Source organism: Cupriavidus sp. 22TCCZM01-5 (genome assembly GCF_057798915.1).
Map to the genome: position 1 here is coordinate 74,386 of NZ_JBYOJR010000025.1, position 16,335 is coordinate 90,720.

General features: G+C 64.3%; 14 protein-coding genes. 7 read left to right on the top strand and 7 right to left on the bottom strand.

Annotation, left to right across the window (positions count from 1 at the left end; all coding sequences use genetic code 11):
* Positions 1–34: 34 nt before the first annotated feature.
* On the bottom strand, positions 35–2,101 hold the full coding sequence (gene acs / locus AC3FNH_RS21865) for an acetate--CoA ligase (RefSeq protein ID WP_488721536.1): 2,067 nt from the start codon (positions 2,099–2,101) through the stop codon (positions 35–37).
* 284 nt (positions 2,102–2,385) lie between these two features.
* Here acs and AC3FNH_RS21870 point away from each other — a divergent pair, with 284 nt between their 5' ends.
* The gene (locus AC3FNH_RS21870) at positions 2,386–2,817 is read left to right on the top strand and encodes an ACT domain-containing protein (RefSeq protein ID WP_488721537.1); all 432 of its coding nucleotides are present in this window, start codon (positions 2,386–2,388) and stop codon (positions 2,815–2,817) included.
* Between the two features lie 427 nt (positions 2,818–3,244).
* Here the strand turns inward: AC3FNH_RS21870 and AC3FNH_RS21875 are convergent, their stop codons facing one another.
* The 5 genes from AC3FNH_RS21875 to AC3FNH_RS21895 all read right to left on the bottom strand — a co-directional run bounded on the left by AC3FNH_RS21875 (position 3,245) and on the right by AC3FNH_RS21895 (position 7,129).
* The gene (locus AC3FNH_RS21875) at positions 3,245–4,039 is read right to left on the bottom strand and encodes a peptidylprolyl isomerase (RefSeq protein ID WP_276097553.1); all 795 of its coding nucleotides are present in this window, start codon (positions 4,037–4,039) and stop codon (positions 3,245–3,247) included.
* 4 nt (positions 4,040–4,043) lie between these two features.
* Positions 4,044–4,358 carry a BolA family protein gene (locus AC3FNH_RS21880; protein ID WP_276097552.1) on the bottom strand — a complete coding sequence of 105 codons (315 nt, stop codon included), beginning with the start codon at positions 4,356–4,358 and terminating at the stop codon, positions 4,044–4,046.
* Between the two features lie 67 nt (positions 4,359–4,425).
* Positions 4,426–4,965 carry a septation protein A gene (locus AC3FNH_RS21885; RefSeq protein ID WP_276097551.1) on the bottom strand — a complete coding sequence of 180 codons (540 nt, stop codon included), beginning with the start codon at positions 4,963–4,965 and terminating at the stop codon, positions 4,426–4,428.
* Between the two features lie 74 nt (positions 4,966–5,039).
* Positions 5,040–5,450, bottom strand: a complete 411-nt coding sequence (msrB, locus tag AC3FNH_RS21890; protein ID WP_488721538.1) for a peptide-methionine (R)-S-oxide reductase MsrB — start codon at positions 5,448–5,450, stop codon at positions 5,040–5,042.
* A gap of 116 nt (positions 5,451–5,566) precedes the next feature.
* Positions 5,567–7,129, bottom strand: a complete 1,563-nt coding sequence (locus AC3FNH_RS21895; protein ID WP_488721539.1) for a protein adenylyltransferase SelO — start codon at positions 7,127–7,129, stop codon at positions 5,567–5,569.
* A gap of 356 nt (positions 7,130–7,485) precedes the next feature.
* On the opposite strand from AC3FNH_RS21895, the gene AC3FNH_RS21900 reads away from it, so the two are divergent.
* The 6 genes from AC3FNH_RS21900 (at position 7,486) to AC3FNH_RS21925 (ending at position 14,443) form a co-directional block, all read left to right on the top strand.
* Positions 7,486–9,111, top strand: a complete 1,626-nt coding sequence (locus tag AC3FNH_RS21900; protein WP_488721540.1) for a 3-(methylthio)propionyl-CoA ligase — start codon at positions 7,486–7,488, stop codon at positions 9,109–9,111.
* Between the two features lie 145 nt (positions 9,112–9,256).
* Positions 9,257–10,507: a branched-chain amino acid ABC transporter substrate-binding protein gene (locus tag AC3FNH_RS21905; RefSeq protein WP_276097547.1), complete on the top strand. Its 1,251-nt coding sequence runs from the start codon at positions 9,257–9,259 to the stop codon at positions 10,505–10,507.
* A gap of 170 nt (positions 10,508–10,677) precedes the next feature.
* Entirely contained in the window at positions 10,678–11,625 is a 948-nt protein-coding gene (locus AC3FNH_RS21910; RefSeq protein WP_276097546.1) for a branched-chain amino acid ABC transporter permease, read from the top strand.
* 3 nt (positions 11,626–11,628) lie between these two features.
* Positions 11,629–12,948, top strand: a complete 1,320-nt coding sequence (locus AC3FNH_RS21915; protein ID WP_488721541.1) for a branched-chain amino acid ABC transporter permease — start codon at positions 11,629–11,631, stop codon at positions 12,946–12,948.
* Positions 12,945–13,730, top strand: a complete 786-nt coding sequence (locus AC3FNH_RS21920) for an ABC transporter ATP-binding protein (RefSeq protein WP_276097544.1) — start codon at positions 12,945–12,947, stop codon at positions 13,728–13,730. Before AC3FNH_RS21915 ends, AC3FNH_RS21920 begins: the two co-directional genes overlap by 4 nt.
* On the top strand, positions 13,730–14,443 hold the full coding sequence (locus tag AC3FNH_RS21925) for an ABC transporter ATP-binding protein (protein WP_488721542.1): 714 nt from the start codon (positions 13,730–13,732) through the stop codon (positions 14,441–14,443). The genes AC3FNH_RS21920 and AC3FNH_RS21925 overlap by 1 nt, the downstream gene beginning before the upstream one ends.
* 37 nt (positions 14,444–14,480) lie before the next feature.
* Here the strand turns inward: AC3FNH_RS21925 and AC3FNH_RS21930 are convergent, their stop codons facing one another.
* On the bottom strand, positions 14,481–16,001 hold the full coding sequence (locus AC3FNH_RS21930) for an amino acid permease (protein ID WP_488721543.1): 1,521 nt from the start codon (positions 15,999–16,001) through the stop codon (positions 14,481–14,483).
* Positions 16,002–16,335: the final 334 nt, after the last annotated feature.

The following is a 16,335-nucleotide window of genomic DNA, read 5'->3' on the forward strand; positions in this document are numbered from 1 at the left end:
AGCCCGCCTTGCGCGGGCTTGTTCCTTTGTGGCGTCAGTCCTGCCCGCCGGCCTGTTTCTTGATCTTCTCGACAACTTCTGGATTGGCCAGCGTGGATACGTCCCCCGGTTCCTGCTTGTTCGAGATGGCCGCCAGCACGCGCCGCATGATCTTGCCAGAGCGGGTCTTGGGCATGTCGGGCACGATCACGACACGGTGCGGCCGTGCAATGGCGCCGATCTGCGAGACCACCGAGGCGGCGACCTTGCTGGCGATCTTGGGGGACGCCTCCACGCCCGGTTTCAGCGAGACATAGAGGTCGGGCACCTTGCCCTTGACCTGGTCGGCAACCGGCACCACCGCCGCTTCGGCGACGTCGGGCACCAGCAGCGCAGCCGATTCGATTTCCTTGGTGCCGAGGCGGTGGCCGGCGACGTTGATCACGTCGTCGATACGGCCGAGGATGCGGAAGTAGCCGTCCGCGGCCTGCATGGCGCCGTCCCCGGCCATATAGGGCCAGTCGCGCCAATCCTTGCTGTCGGAGTTCTTGCAGTAGCGCGCATAGTACTGTTGCACGTAGCGGTCAGGGTCCTTCCAGACCGTCTGCAGCACGCCAGGCCAGGGGTTGCGGATGCAGATATTGCCGGCCTTGCCGGAGCCCATCGGCACTTCCTTGTTGTCGTCGTCGTAGATGACCGGATGAATGCCCGGAATGCCGGGGCCCGCGCTGCCGGGCTTCATGGCATGGATGCCTGGCACAGTGCTGCACAGGAACCCGCCGTTTTCGGTCTGCCACCAGGTGTCCACGATGACAGCCTCGCCCTTGCCCACAGTGCTGTAGTACCACTTCCAGACCTCGGGCTCGATCGGCTCGCCCACAGTCGTCATGTGTTTGAAATGGTAGTTGTACTTTGCGGGCTCGTCGGGGCCGTTGCGCCGCAGCGCGCGGATTGCGGTGGGCGAGGTGTGGAAGATGTTGACGCCGAGGGACTCCGCGATGCGCCATGGCCGGCCGGCATCGGGCCAGGTGGGCAGGCCTTCGTAGACCACCGACGAGGCGGCGAGGGCGAGCGGGCCGTAGACGATATAGGAATGGCCCGTGATCCAGCCGATATCGGCCATGCACCAGTAGACGTCCTCGGGGTGGATGTCCTGGATGTACTTTGACGTCCACGCGACGTAGGAAAGGTAGCCGCCGGTGGAGTGCTGGCAGCCCTTGGGGCGGCCGGTGGTACCGCTGGTGTACATCAGGAACAGCGGCGCCTCGGCGGGCATCGGGGCGGGCTCTACGCGCTTGCCGCGGAAATCTGCAAGCACCTCGTTGACGATGACGTCGCGCCCCCTGGCGAGCGCGGCACCGCTCGAGTACTTGCCCGGGTAGCGTTGCCAGATCAGGACTCTCTCGACCGGGTGGCCGGCGCTGGCCGCCTCAGTCGCCGCAATGTCCGCTTTTTCCTTATGGTCGAGCAACTCGCCGCCGCGCCAGTAGGCGTCCATGGTGATCAGCAGGCGGCTTTCGGAATCGACGATGCGGTCCGCGCACGCCTTGCCGCTGAACCCGCTGAAGACCTGCGAGTGTATGACCCCGAGCCGCGCGCAGGCCAGCATCGTAATTGGCAGTTCAGCCACCATGGGCATATGGAGGGTGACGCGGTCGCCTGCGTTCAGGCCGAAGGCGTCGCGCAGGCAGGCGGCAAGCTCATTGACGCGTACAAACAGTTCCTGGTAGGTCAGGTGATGCACCGTCTCGTTCTCAGGCTCCGGCACGAAGTGGATGGCGGTCTTGTTCCTGTTCCTGGCGAGATGGCGGTCCACGCAGTTATGGCAGGCGTTGATCCTGCCGCCGACGAACCAGCGCCAGAATGGCGGGTTGCTGGCATCGAGCGTGGTCTCCCAGTACTTGTACCAGTCCAGCAGGTCGGCAAATTCCTTGTAGCACTCGGGAAAATGCTCGAGCGAGAATCGTTCGAAGATGCGTGGATCGGTCAGATTGGCCTGGGCAATGAACTGCGCCGGTGGCGGGAAATAGTCCTCTTCCGGCCAATGCACCGCAATCTGCGCCTCGGAGACTTCTGCCGCTCGCCGCTCCGCGGCATGGCGTGGTGACTTGTCTTCTGACATGACGGTTCCCCTTCAGATGGTGCGGGGACTCCACGTGACGCGGCACGCGTGGGTCCTGAACACAATCTCCTGGCCTTCCACGGCATTGATCCGGCCAGTACCACTTCCGGCCCTTCAAGGCGTCGGGCTGCCTTGCCGCGGCATGGCGGCGGCCCGGGAAACGATAAATCCATATTAAGTCTGCGACAGCTCGGTTGCCAGACCGGCGCCGCGCCTTCCGCCTCGCCTTGTCCTCGCCAGCCCATGAGCTAGATTTCAATGGCAATGTCATTGGAGGACGCGAGATGGCAAAGGATCTTCTCGTCGAGCGGATGGATGTGTGGGCTGCCTCCATTCCAGACCGGCCGGGCGGACTGGCCGAGGTGCTGGAGGCGCTGCGCGACGCGGGCGCGGACCTGCAGTTCGTCGTTGCCCGCCGGAGTCCGGAGGCACCCGGAAAGGGCGTGGTGTTCGTGACACCGCTGCAGTCTGACAGGGAAATTCGTACGGCTGCGCAAGTCGGTTTCAATGTCACGAACAGCTTGCATTCACTGCACATCATGGGACCGAACGAGCCCGGTGTTGCCGCCGAGCTGACGCGGAAGCTCGCTACGGGAGGCATCAATTTGCGTGGCTTTTCGGCTTCCGTGATCGGTACGCGGTTCGTCGCCTACCTCGCTCTGGATTCGCTGGACGATGCGAATGCTGCCCTGGAGATCCTGAACCGCGACAACTGAAGGGCAGGTGCATCCAGCCGCAAGGATGCAGGTGGCGGAGGTGGCGTTCCGGGGGGGGGGCGACGATCGGGCTGGGGGCGCGTTGCTACTCTTGCAGCGGCGCCTTCAGCCGCGAACTCCACGATGCATAGGCGAAATGCAGCAGTCGTCTGCTGTCAATGCCTTCGGGTGGAATGATTTCTCCGCGTGCTTCCCGGTACGCTACCACGGCGCGCAGAGTCTTCTCGGGGGCATAACGGTCCCGCAACGGAAGATGGGGATGCAGGGTGCGCCACCCGGGGGCGGCGCCGTCAAGCGAGGCCGAGGCAAGCGCGCAATAGCACATGCCCCGCGAAGTGAGATGCCAGAGTTGCCAGTAGCCGGTCTGAGGCTCCACGCTGCTGCTTCCTTCTAGTCTGCAGCCCGGCGGGGGGACCGGCCTGCAACGTTACTGGATCTTAGCCTTGTCCTTGAGGTTCTTCATCATGGCCTGGAACTGCTCGCGCTGCCAGTTCTGGTCGCCCATCATCATCTGCATCAGCTGGGGCTTGACCTCTTCGTAGCTCGGGATCTTGGCGTCGCGAACATCGACGAGTTCGATGATGTGCCAGCCGAACTGGGTCTTGACCGGCGTATCGGTCATCTGGCCCTTCTTCAGGCCGGTCATGGCCGCCGAGAATTCCGGCACGTAGCTGCCGCTGTTGGCCCAGTCCAGGTCGCCGCCGTTGGCCGCGGAGCCCGGATCCTTGGATGAGGCCTTGGCCAGGTCCTCGAACTTGGCGCCGCCCTTGATCTTGGCGATGATGGCCTTGGCATCGGCTTCGTTCGCCACGAGGATGTGGCGCACGTGGTATTCCTTGCCATTGCCGAACTGGGACTTGATCTTGTCGTACTGCTTGCGCAGTTCGGCGTCGCTGGCGCCGTGGGTCTTCACATAGTCCTCGAACACCGCGCCGGCCAGCACGTTCAGGCGCGCTTGCTCCAGCTGCTCCTGCACGTCGTCACGCTGCGTCAGGCCTCGCTTGTTGGCTTCCTGCACCAGCAGTTCGCGGTCGATCAGCATGCTGCGCGCACGATCCCGCAACTCCGGGTTGTCGGGCTGGCCGGTGCCGGCGATCAGCTTGTCCAGCTTGGCCGAGGGAATGGCCTTGCCATTCACGACAGCGGCATTCTGGGCGGCTGCGGGCAGGCTGCCGGCAGCGAGCACAGCCGCCAGGCTGAACGAGAGGACGGTGGTCTTCATGGAATCAGGTCTGAGAGTTGCTGGAAGAACCGCGTGAGGTTTCGCGGGATTGAAATTCTTGATCGGTGAACGCGGTCACGGCCAAAGCGTGGATCTGCGTGGGGAACAGACCGCGCAGCGCATCATACACCATGCGGTGCCGCGCAACGCGGGTGTGGCCCGTAAAGCGCTCGCTGACGATGGTCACGTCATAGTGGCCACCGCCAGATGCCGCGCCGGCATGGCCGGCATGCAACGCGCTGTCATCACGCACGACCAGGTGGCTTGGAGCAAGCGCTTCACGCAGAATCGCCTCGATAGTGGCGGGATCAGCTGCCATTTGTGTTCCTCAGGGATTCTTGGAGCGAGGCCCGGAGGCCCAGGCCCCGACAATGTTCGCGCAGGCCTCAGTCCTGCGTGTTTTCCTGCATATGGCGCGACAGCCAGACGCTCTGCGCGATGATGAAGACAAGCATCAGCCCCATGCTGCCGAACAGCTTGAAGTTCACCCAGGTGTCCGTGGAGAACTGGAAGGCCACATACAGGTTCAGCAGCCCCATGGCCGCGAAGAAGCCGGCCCATGCCGCGTTCAGGCGTCCCCATACCGCATCGGGCAGCGTGACCTGCTTTTCCATCATGGCGCGGATCAGGTTCTTGCGCCAGCCGATCACCGAGCCGATCAGCGCCGCGGCGAAGAGCCAATACAGCACGGTCGGCTTCCACTTGATGAAGGTCTCGTTGTGCAGCACCAGGGTGGCGCCGCCGAACACGCCGATGATCAGCAGGCTCACCCACTGCATCGGTTCGACCTTGCGGTGGCGCAGCCACACCCAGCCGATCTGCAGGATCGTGGCGCCGATGGCCACTGCCGTGGCGGTGTAGATGCCGGCCAGCTTGAAGGCGGCAAAGAAAAGGATGACCGGAAACAGGTCGAACAGGAATTTCATGGGAATAACTAGGGTTGGCGGGCCCGGCTCCGCGCCCGGCCCGCGGGCCGGCAGCGCGGCCGGGCGCGTGTGCGTCAGCCGTCGCGCTCAGCCGGGTCGCGATCGTCGAATTTTAACGCAGCCGAGTTGATGCAATAGCGAAGCCCGGTCGGTGCGGGGCCATCTTCGAATACGTGGCCGAGATGGCTGCCGCATTCCTTGCAGCGGACCTCGACGCGTACCATGCCGTGCGTGTGGTCGGTGTGCTCCGAGATCACCTCGCCGTTGATCGGCCGGAAGTAGCTGGGCCAGCCGCAGCCGGCGTCGAACTTGGTGGCCGATTCGAACAGCGGAGTGCCGCAGCCTACGCACTTGTAGATGCCGCTGTCCCAGTGGTCCCAGTAGCGGCCCGTGAACGGGCGTTCGGTCGCGGCCTCGCGCGTGACGCGGTATTCGATGTCGGAAAGCTGCTGGCGCCACTCGGCGTCGGTCTTGCTTGTGGTCATGCTGGATCCTTTCGGTAGGGGGCTGGCGTGTCATGCCGGCCTCACGCATTGGTCGCGGCCGTGGTTCGAACCTTACACCAGTGCGGGAAGGCGTGCCGGGCGGCGTCCGGGCGACATCACGACGAACAGCTCACCTCGATTCCGGACGCCCAGTCGGGCGGCAGCGCCGCGTAGGCTTCCGACTCCGGCTGTTCGTCGAAGGGACGCGACAGCACGGCGAGCAGCCGGTCCACTTCGCTGAAGTCCTTTTCCCGCGCGCGGCGGATGGCGGTTTCGGCAAGATGGTTGCGCAGCACATACTTGGGGTTGACTGCCAGCATGGCGGCGCGCCGGGCGCTGTCGTCGGATTGCTCCGCCTGCAGCCGGGCCCGGTAACCCTGCGCCCAGGCGTCCCAGGCGGCACGGTCGAGGAACAGGTCGCGCACCGGGGCGTCGCTGGCGCCATCCAAAGAGGAGATGTGGGCGAGGTTGCGCCAGAACAAGGTGTAGTCCACACGCTGCGCATGCAGCAGCTGGAACAGGCTGGTCATCAGCGGCTCGTCTTCCTTGTCGCCACCGGCCGGCATGCGCAGGCCGAGCTTGGCCCGGTAGTGGCGGAAGAATTCGATCGCGTAGCGGTCGCGAAACGGGTCCAGCGCTGCGCGCGCCTGCGTCACGGCGTCTTCGCGCGCGGTGTCATCGGCGCCCGGCTCCAGCCACAAGGGCAGCAGCGCCTGCGCCAGGCAATGCAGGTTCCAGAACGCGACCTGCGGCTGCTGGCTGTACGCATAGCGGCCCTGCGTGTCCGAATGGTTGCAGATGTGGTTGGCGTCGAACGCGTCGAGGAAGCCGAACGGGCCGTAATCGATGGTCAGGCCGAGGATCGACATATTGTCGGTATTCATCACGCCGTGGCAAAAGCCGATCGCCTGCCAGTGCGCCACCATGTCGGCCGTGCGCAGCGAGACCTCTCGCAGCAGGGCCTGGTAGGGCTGGGCGGACTCGCGGCAGGCCGGCATGAAGTTGTCGATGACGAAATCGGCCAGCTGGCGCAGCGCGGCAACGTCCTCGTGTGCGGCAAAGTGTTCGAAGTGCCCGAAGCGGATGAACGTGGGCGCAAGCCGCGTCACCACCGCGGCGGTCTCGATGGTTTCGCGCCGCACCGGCGCGTCGGAGCCGACGATGCTCAGTGCGCGCGTGGTCGGCACGCCAAGTGCCGCCATGGCTTCGGAACACAGGTACTCGCGGATCGATGAGCGCAGCACCGCGCGGCCGTCGGCCATGCGCGAATAGGGCGTGAGTCCGGCACCCTTGAGCTGGATCTCCCACGGGCCGGTATCGGTCTGCGCCTGCGCGAGGCGGATTGCCCGGCCATCGCCAAGCTGTCCCGCCCACACGCCGAACTGATGTCCCGAGTAGACAGTGGCCAGCGGGTCGGCCCATTCGGGAATGCTGTTGCCGACAAACGCTTCAATGAAGTCCGGCTGCGCCGGGGCCTCGGCCGGCATGCCCAGCAGGGCAGCGGCGGCCGGCGCGATGCTGACCAGGTAGGGCGAGGGCAGCGGCGTGGGGCGCAGCTTCGTGAAGAAGCGCTCGCCGAGGCCGGCAAATCCGGGTTCGGTCTGGAATGGCGCGCGGAACGTCGCACCGTTGCCGGAGACATCGCGTTGGACGGAAGGTTGATTGACGGTATCGGACATTGTCTGGGGTGCCGCGCGGCGACGGATTCAGGCACGGATAGGGTAAACGCCGCGTGTGGGCAGTGCAGCGCCGGCATGCCGAATCTCCCGGAAGTGCGCTTGCGTGCTAGGGAAAACGACATGTTGAGGCGCAACATGGCTCGCAGTATTGTACTTCCACATCCGGACCGGGCCCTCCAGGCTGCCTTATCACACGCAATGTTCTTCCCATTGATTGCGTCGATGAATCCGGTGCATGAAGGGCAGTGCACAACGGAATCCCGTTGACGTTGATCCAAGGTGTGGGAACAATCGCCAAAAAATAGAACGATTGTTCGTTTTCAGACGGAAATCCCTAAAATTCAGGAGACTGTTTCATGGCATTGATGGGTCAAATGATGAGCGCGCCGCTGCTCATTTCCTCGATCATCAAGCACGCTGCCCGCTACTACGGCGGCACCGAAATCGTCTCGCGACGCACCGAAGGCGACCTTCACCGCTATACCTATCGCGACTGCGAGCTGCGCGCCCGCAAGCTGGCCCAGGCGCTCGGCGCGCTCGGCGTGAAGCAGGGCGACCGCGTCGGCACCCTGGCCTGGAATGGCTATCGCCACCTCGAGATCTACTACGGCGTGTCCGGCATGGGCGCGGTCTGCCACACGATCAATCCGCGCCTGTTTCCGGAGCAGATCGCCTATATCGTCAACCACGCCGAAGACGGGTACGTCTTCTTCGACCTGACCTTCCTGCCGCTGGTGGAAGGTATCGCGCCGCATTGCCCGAACGTGAAGGGCTGGGTACTGATGAGCGACCGCGCCCACATGCCGGCCGAATTCAAGGTGCCGCTTCTTTGCTACGAAGAACTGATCGACGCCCAGGACGGCAACTACGAATGGCCGCAGTTCGACGAGGGCATCGCGTCGAGCCTGTGCTACACGTCCGGCACGACGGGCAACCCGAAGGGCGCCTTGTACTCGCATCGCTCCACCGTTCTGCATTCCTATGCTTCGGCGTTGCCGGATGCACTGGGCTGCTCGGCGCGTGACGTGATCCTGCCAGTGGTCCCGATGTTCCACGTCAACGCCTGGGGCCTGCCATATTCGGTGCCGCTGGTCGGTGCGAAGCTCGTGTTGCCGGGCCCCAAGCTGGATGGCGCTTCCCTGTACGAGTTGTTCGAACAGGAAAAGGTGACCTTCTCCGCCGGCGTGCCGACGGTATGGCTGGGCCTGCTGCAGCATGTGCAGGCCAACAACCTGAAGTTCTCCACCTTCCGCCGTACCGTGATCGGCGGGTCGGCGGTGCCACCGGCAATGATCCGCGCGCTGCGGGCCCTGGATGTCGAGGTCATCCACGGCTGGGGCATGACCGAGATGTCGCCGCTGGGCACCACCTGCAAGCTGCTGGCCAAGCACGAGGCGCTCTCCGAGGAGGCGTGCCAGAAGGTCCTTGAGAAGCAGGGCCGCGTGCTGTTTGGCGTGGATATGAAGATTGTCGATGGCGACGGCCAGGAGCTGCCCTGGGACGGCAAGGCCTTCGGCGACCTGTTGGTGCGCGGTCCCTGGATCATCGAGCGCTATTTCCGCAATGACGCCAACCCGCTCGTCGACGGCTGGTTCCCGACCGGCGACGTGGCCACGATCGATCCCGACGGCTACATGCAGATCACCGACCGCAGCAAGGACGTGATCAAGTCCGGCGGCGAGTGGATTTCGTCGATCGATATCGAGAACGTGGCCGCGGCCCATCCGGCCGTGCACATGGCTGCCTGCATTTCCGTGTACCACCCGAAGTGGGACGAGCGTCCGCTGCTCGTGGTGGTGAAGAAGCCCAATGCCGAAGTCAGCAAGGAGGAACTGCTGAAGTTCTTCGAAGGCAAGGTCGCCAAGTGGTGGATTCCGGACGACGTGGCCTTCGTCAGCGAAATCCCGCTGACCGCCACCGGCAAGATGCAGAAGCTCAAGCTGCGCGAGCAGTTCAAGGACTACCGCCTGCCGACAGCCTGAGGCGGGAATGGGCATCCGCCACGCCGTGCCAGCTTGCGGCACGGCGACGGCGGGGCGGCCGGCGGGATGCGTGCAGAGCGCTCGAGGATTCTCCCGGCAAGCCGCAATCGATGACAAGCCAACGACAAGAGTGAAGGAGACAGGTATGACCAAAATGCGTCCGCTGGTGGCCGGCGTGGCCGCGTTCGCGGCACTGGGTTCTGCGCTGGTTTCGGGCACGGCACTCGCGGATACGGTGAAGATCGCCTTCATCGATCCGCTCTCGGGGCTCATGGCCCCCGTTGGACAGAACCAGCTCAAGAGCTGGCAGTATGTGGCCGAGGTGGCCAACCAGAAGGGGTGGGGCGGTGCCCACAAGTTCGAGGTGGTGGGCTTCGACAACAAGCTGTCGCCGCAGGAAAGCCTGACCATCCTGAAGCAAGTGGCCGACCAGGGCATCCGCTACATCGTGCAGGGCAACGGCTCGTCGGTGGGCATGGCGCTGGAAGACGCAGTGGCCAAGCACAATGAGCGCAATCCGGGCAAGGAAATCGTCTACCTGAACTACGCCGCGGTGGACCCGGACATGACCAACAGCAAGTGCAACTACTGGCATTTCCGGCTCGACGCCAATTCCGACATGAAGATGGAGGCCCTGACCACGTACCTGGCCAAGGACCCCAACGTCAAGAAGGTCTACCTGATCAACCAGAACTACTCGTTCGGCCACCAGGTGGCGCGCGCAGCCAAGGACTACCTGAAGCGCAAGCGTCCCGACATCCAGATCGTCGGCGAGGACCTGCACCCGCTCGCCCAGGTGAAGGACTTCGCGCCGTACGCGGCCAAGATCAAGGCCTCCGGCGCCGATACCGTGATCACGGGCAACTGGGGCAGCGATCTCGCGCTGCTGATCAAGGCGGGCAAGGATGCCGGCCTGACCACCAACTACTACACGTACTACGCCGGCACCACCGGCGTGCCGACGGCCATGGGCTCCGCCGGCGCCGAGCACGTCAAGTACGTCGGCTACTACAACCCGAACAACGAGGGCTTCAAGGGCGCCGACATCATCGAGGGCTACAAGAAGAAGTACAACGACGACTTCTACGTGATGGCCGCCTACACCGGCGTGGCCATGCTGGCCAAGGCCGTCAAGACCACCAACTCCACCGATCCGGTCAAGGTCGCCAAGGCCATGGAGGGCATCAAGGTGGACAGCATGAACGGCCCGGTCGAGATGCGCAACACCGACCACCAGGCCCAGCAGTCGCTGGTGGTGGCCACCTGGACCAAGGTCAACGGCAAGGACGTCAAGTACGACCAGGAGAACACCGGCTACGGCTGGAAGACCAATGCGCTGATGGACCAGTACGTCGCGGCGCAGCCGACTTCCTGCCAGATGAAGCGGCCGGGCTGATCCTGCCCACGGCGGGCCGGCCGGCAGCATAAAAAGCCGGCCGCCCGATCCTGCATACTTTCGGTCGAAACCGGGGAGCGTCCGCGCACCGCATGGGCGCGGCAGGATGGCGCTCACCCTTGTCAAACCGGATGGCTGCGCCGCCGCGCAGCCGGATTGAAGGATAAGTTGTGGAATTCTTCGTCATCTCCCTGTTGAACGGCATCAGCTACGGGCTGCTGTTGTTCATGCTCTCTTCAGGCCTCACCCTGATCTTCAGCATGATGGGCGTGCTCAATTTCGCGCACGCCAGCTTCTACATGCTCGGGGCCTACTTCGCCTATACCGTCGCCAGCAAGATCGGGTTCTGGCCCGCGCTGATCCTGGCGCCGCTGCTGGTGGCATGTGCCGGCGCGCTGGTGGAACGCTTCGGCCTGCGCACCGTGCACAAGTACGGACACGTGGCCGAGCTGCTGTTCACGTTCGGGCTGGCCTACCTGATCGAGGAAGGCGTCAAGCTCGTGTGGGGCCTGGCCGCCGTGCCATACCGCATCCCGGCCGAACTCGACGGGCCGCTGTTTACGGTGTTCACGTCGTCGTTCCCCAAGTACCGCGCCTTCATGATGCTGGTCTCGCTGGGCATGCTGGTGGCGATCTATCTCGTGCTGACGCGCACGCGCATCGGCCTGGTGATCCAGGCCGCGCTGACGCACCCGGAGATGGTCGAGGCGCTCGGCCACAACGTGCCGCGCGTGTTCATGATGGTGTTCGGCGGCGGCGCCGCGCTGGCGGGCTTGGCGGGCGTCATCGGCGGCAACGCCTTTGTCACCGAGCCGTCGATGGCGGCGGCGGTCGGCTCGATCGTCTTCGTGGTGGCGGTGGTGGGCGGCATGGGCTCGCTGGTGGGAGCGTTTATCGCGTCCATCCTGATCGGCGTGCTGCAAACCTTCGCGGTGACCATCGATGCCTCGCTGGCCGGCCTGTTCAACAGCATTGGCCTGGCCGTGAGCGACACCACGCCGTTCTATTCGCTGTGGAAGCTCACCGTGGCCCAGGTGGCGCCGGTGCTGCCGTACCTGCTGCTGGTGCTGATGCTGATCTTCCGGCCGCGCGGCCTGATGGGAACCCGGGAGAGCTGAGCCATGAGAATCGAATCGACGATGGAACCACGCCGTGAAGCGGTCGTAACCGGCCGTACCGTGCACTACAAGCCGCTGAACCTCGCGCGCTGGCTGATCTGGAGCCTGACCGTGCTGGTGATGCTGGTGCTGCCGCTGATCTTCAGTGGCGGGTTCGCGATCACGCTGATGTCGCAGATGGGCATCATGATCATCTTCGCGCTGTCGTACAACATGCTGCTCGGGCAGACTGGCATGCTGTCGTTCGGTCATGCGGTGTACTCGGGGCTGGGTGCCTTCATTGCCGTGCATGTACTCAATATGGCGGGCGCGGGCAAGGTCTGGCTGCCGGTGTCGATGCTGCCGCTGGTGGGCGGCATGGCCGGCGCCTTCTTCGGCGTGCTGTTCGGCTATGTGACCACCAAGAAGTCGGGCACCACCTTCGCCATGATCACCATGGGCATCGGCGAGATGGTGTTCGCCAGCTCGCTGATGTTCCCGGAGTTCTTCGGCGGCGAAGGCGGCATCTCGACCAACCGCGTGGTGGGCGACCCGTTCCTCGGCATCACCTTCGGTCCGGGGCGCCAGGTGTACTACCTGATCGCCGCATGGTGCCTGGTGTCGATGGTGGCCATGTACGCATGGACGCAGACGCCGCTCGGCCGCATCGCCAATGCGGTGCGCGACAACCCGGAGCGCGTCGAGTTCATCGGCTACAACACGCAGCGCGTGCGTTATCTGGTGCTGATCCTGTCGGCATTCTTCGCAGGCATCTCCGGTGCGCTGTCGGCGATCAATTTCGAGATCGTCTCGGCCGAGAACGTCAGCGCGGTGCGCTCCGGCGGCGTGTTGCTGGCGGCGTTCATCGGCGGTGCGGGTGTGTTCTTCGGGCCTGTCATTGGCGCGGTGGTTTTCATGCTGTTTGCCGTGGCACTGTCGGACCTGACCAAGGCGTGGCTGCTGTACCTGGGCCTGTTCTTCGTGCTGATGGTGATGTTCGTGCCGGGCGGCATTGCCAGCCTGCTGCTGATGCAGATGCCGCTGGTGGTGAAAGGCAAGTTCAGGCAGATGCTGCCGTCCTACGGGCGTGCGGCGGCGGCGGGCGTAGTGCTGCTGGCGGCCATGATCCTGACCGTGGAACTGGTCTACAAGGTCCAGGTGGACAGCGCCAACGGTACCGACATGTCGCTGTTCGGCATCGGCTTCGATGCGGGCACGCCGGTGCCGTGGGCAGTCGCGGCCGTGCTGTGGGTGGCGGGGCTGCTGGCCTGGCGCATGGCGGCAGCGCGCGTGCGCGCCGCATGGGACAAGGTGCAAGGGGAAATCGCGGGAGGCAGGGCATGACAGCGGCACTGGAACTGACCGATGTACGCAAGAAGTTCGGCCAGACGGAAATCATCCGCGGCGTGAACCTGACCATTGGCAAGGGCGAGCGCCACGCGCTGATCGGGCCCAACGGCGCGGGCAAGTCGACAACGTTCAACCTGATCTCGGGACGGTTTGCGCCGACCACCGGCTCGGTGCGCCTGAACGGACAGGAAATCGGCGGGCTGCAGCCGTTTGCCATCAACCGCATGGGGCTGTCGCGCAGCTTCCAGATCACCAATATCTTCCACCGCCTGTCGGTATTCGAGAACCTGCGCTGCGCGGTGCTGTGGTCGCTCGGGTACAAGTACTCGTTCTGGCACCGCCTGTCGGCGCTGCGCGACGCGCGCGAGCGCGCCGAGGAGGTGCTGGAACTGATCGGCATGCAGCATCGGCGCGACTCGCAGGCCGGGCTGCTGACGTACGCGGAGCAGCGTGCGCTGGAAATCGGCATCACCATCGCCGGCGGCGCCGACGTGATCCTGCTCGACGAGCCCACGGCTGGCATGAGCCGCTCGGAATCGGACCACGCGGTCGAGCTGATCCGCAAGGTCACCGCGGGCAAGACGCTGGTGATGGTCGAGCACGACATGAGCGTGGTGTTCGGGCTGGCCGACCGCATCTCGGTGCTGGTCTACGGCGAGGTGATCGCCACCGATACGCCGCAGGCCATCCGCAACAACCGCAAGGTCAAGGAGGCTTACCTGGGTACCACGCTGGACGAAGGTGCCACGGAAGGCGCCACCGAAGGAGCGCACTGATGGCAAAGCGCATGCTGGACGTAACCGGGCTGCACGCCTACTACGGCAAGAGCCACATCCTCCACGGCGTGGACGCGCATATCGACGAAGGCGAGATCGTCGCGCTGCTCGGGCGCAACGGCGTGGGGCGCTCGACCATGGCCAAGGCCATCCTCGGCATGGTCAAGGCGGAGGGATCGGTGCGCTTTCGCGACGAGGAGATCCTGGGGCGCCGCACTTTCGAGATCGCCCACCTCGGCATCGGCTATGTGCCGGAGAACCGCGATATCTTCCCGACGCTGACGGTGCGCCAGAACCTGTTGCTCGGCGAGAAGCGCAATCCGCGCCAAGCGACGCCACGCTGGTCCATCAACGACATGTTCAAGATGTTCCCGCGCCTGAAGGAGCGCGAGAACACCGCGGCGGGCGTATTGTCAGGCGGCGAGCAGCAGATGCTGACGCTGTGCCGCACGCTGATGGGCGACCCCGACCTGATCCTGATCGACGAGCCGACCGAGGGCCTCGCGCCGATGATCGTGACGCTGGTGGGCGACTACCTCAAGACGCTGAAGGAGCGCGGCGTATCGGTGCTGCTGATCGAGCAGAAGCTGGCCATTGCCCTGGATATCTCGCAGCGGGTGTACGTGATGGGCCACGGGCACATCGTGTTCGAGGGCACGCCGACCGAGTTGAAGGCGAATGCGCAGGTGCGCAAGGAGTGGCTGGAGGTGTAGCGATGCTGGCCGCGGCCGGGAGCGGCCGCGCCAGGTTTCACGCATGCACCGTCTGCTTGTCGGCGTGCACTGCGCGCTTTGGCAATTCGAACGGCATATCCTCATAGTCGATCAGGCGCGTCTTCCTGACGATGCGGTAACCGAGCCACAGCGCCAGGAACACCGGCACGCCGATATAGGTGGCGATGATCTCGGGCCAGCGGTTCGGAATATCCGCAAAGGCCTGATAGTTCTGTCCGGCCACGATGACGAGGCAAAGCACCCCGGCGAAGACGGGCCCGAACGGATACAGCGGCGAACGGTAGGCCAGCGCGTTGACGTCATAGCCCTGGTAGACCAGCCCGCGGCGGAAGCGATAGTGGCTGACGGCGATGCCGAACCAGGCGAAGAAGCCGGTCATTGCGGAGGTGTTCAGCAGCCACAGATACACGGCCTTGTCGCCAAACAGCGAGCTGAAGAAGCACAGCGCGCCGATGGCGGTGGTGACCAGCAGCGCATTGAACGGCACGCCGCTCACGGTCAGCTTGCCGAGCCAGCGCGGCGCGCGGCCGCTGACGGCAAGGCCATAGAGAATGCGCGTGGAGACATACATGCTCGACGTGCCGGCCGACAGCAGGGCGGTCAGCACCACCGCATTCATCAGGCCCGCGGCAAAGGCCAGCCCGGCGTGGCGGAACACCAGCGCGAACGGGCTCACGCCGACGTCGGTGACATCATTGCGCAGCAGGTTCGGGTCCGTATAGGGAATCAGCACGCCGATGATCAGGATGGCGATCACATAGAACAGCAGGATGCGCCAGAAGGTCTGGCGGATCGCGCGCGGGATGGTCTGGGCGGGATTCTCTGCCTCGCCTGCTGCCACACCGACGGTTTCGGTGCCCTGGAACGAGAAGCCCGCGATCATCGCCACGCCGATCATGGCCGGTATGCCGCCTACGAACGGCGCGTCGCCGATGGTGAAGTTGTGCCAGCCGGATTGCGGCCCGTCTTTCATGATGCCGAAGATCATCAGCAGGCCCACGCCCAGGAACACGATGACCGTGATCACCTTGATCAGCGCGAACCAGTACTCGGCCTCGCCGAAGCCGCGCACCGAAAACGCGTTGAGCGCGAACATCAGCAGCAGGAAACCCGCGCTCCACGCCACGCCAGGCATGCCGGGAAACCAGTACTGCATCACGAGCTGCGCCGCCGTGAGTTCGACGGCAATGGTCACGGCCAGGCTGAACCAGTAGTTCCAGCCAAGCGCAAAGCCGAAGCCTTCGTCGACATAGAGCGCACTGTAGGTAACGAAGGAGCCGGCCACGGGCATGTGGACGGCCAGTTCGCCCAGGCTGGTCATCAGGCAGTACACCATGAAACCGAGCAGCGCATACATCAGCAGGGCGCCGCCAGGACCGGCCTGCGCGATCGATGCGCCCGAGGCGACGAACAGCCCCGTGCCGACGGCGCCGCCGATGGCGATCATGGTGAGATGGCGCGCCTTGAGCTTGCGCTGGAGGTCGTCATGTTCGACGACCGGATGCTGGTGCGGATGAGGGTGGGAGTGGGAAGACATCAGGGTCGCTGGAACTTCGCCTGCCCGGGCCTCTTCTGGAGATCCGGGGCCGAAAAATGAAAAGCCGGGAGTCTAACCTGTCTTTTTTGGAGAATCGCCCGCCGAGCTCAAATTAAGTCGCATACTGGCCTTGATCCGCAGCGTTGACTTCGCGAAAGTGCGGTGGCCGCCATGGGTTATTCCGCAAATGCTTGGCTGGACAAGGGTTTTCTCCGGGTATGGGACGGTGGACCCATGCATGCGGCGAAGGGCGGGAATAAAGGGCGCGCATGATGGCCAAATAGCCGAAAAATTAAAATTGAACGACCGTGCTATTTTGTGTATGCTGTGTTTC

What these genes read in the sequence shown, in the direction of transcription:
- acs (WP_488721536.1), bottom strand. Translation starts at nt 2,101, where the DNA reads ATGTCAGAAGACAAGTCACCACGCCATGCCGCGGAGCGGCGAGCGGCA.
- AC3FNH_RS21870 (WP_488721537.1), top strand. Translation starts at nt 2,386, where the DNA reads ATGGCAAAGGATCTTCTCGTCGAGCGGATGGATGTGTGGGCTGCCTCC.
- AC3FNH_RS21875 (WP_276097553.1), bottom strand. Translation starts at nt 4,039, where the DNA reads ATGAAGACCACCGTCCTCTCGTTCAGCCTGGCGGCTGTGCTCGCTGCC.
- AC3FNH_RS21880 (WP_276097552.1), bottom strand. Translation starts at nt 4,358, where the DNA reads ATGGCAGCTGATCCCGCCACTATCGAGGCGATTCTGCGTGAAGCGCTT.
- AC3FNH_RS21885 (WP_276097551.1), bottom strand. Translation starts at nt 4,965, where the DNA reads ATGAAATTCCTGTTCGACCTGTTTCCGGTCATCCTTTTCTTTGCCGCC.
- msrB (WP_488721538.1), bottom strand. Translation starts at nt 5,450, where the DNA reads ATGACCACAAGCAAGACCGACGCCGAGTGGCGCCAGCAGCTTTCCGAC.
- AC3FNH_RS21895 (WP_488721539.1), bottom strand. Translation starts at nt 7,129, where the DNA reads ATGTCCGATACCGTCAATCAACCTTCCGTCCAACGCGATGTCTCCGGC.
- AC3FNH_RS21900 (WP_488721540.1), top strand. Translation starts at nt 7,486, where the DNA reads ATGGCATTGATGGGTCAAATGATGAGCGCGCCGCTGCTCATTTCCTCG.
- AC3FNH_RS21905 (WP_276097547.1), top strand. Translation starts at nt 9,257, where the DNA reads ATGACCAAAATGCGTCCGCTGGTGGCCGGCGTGGCCGCGTTCGCGGCA.
- AC3FNH_RS21915 (WP_488721541.1), top strand. Translation starts at nt 11,629, where the DNA reads ATGAGAATCGAATCGACGATGGAACCACGCCGTGAAGCGGTCGTAACC.
- AC3FNH_RS21920 (WP_276097544.1), top strand. Translation starts at nt 12,945, where the DNA reads ATGACAGCGGCACTGGAACTGACCGATGTACGCAAGAAGTTCGGCCAG.
- AC3FNH_RS21925 (WP_488721542.1), top strand. Translation starts at nt 13,730, where the DNA reads ATGGCAAAGCGCATGCTGGACGTAACCGGGCTGCACGCCTACTACGGC.
- AC3FNH_RS21930 (WP_488721543.1), bottom strand. Translation starts at nt 16,001, where the DNA reads ATGTCTTCCCACTCCCACCCTCATCCGCACCAGCATCCGGTCGTCGAA.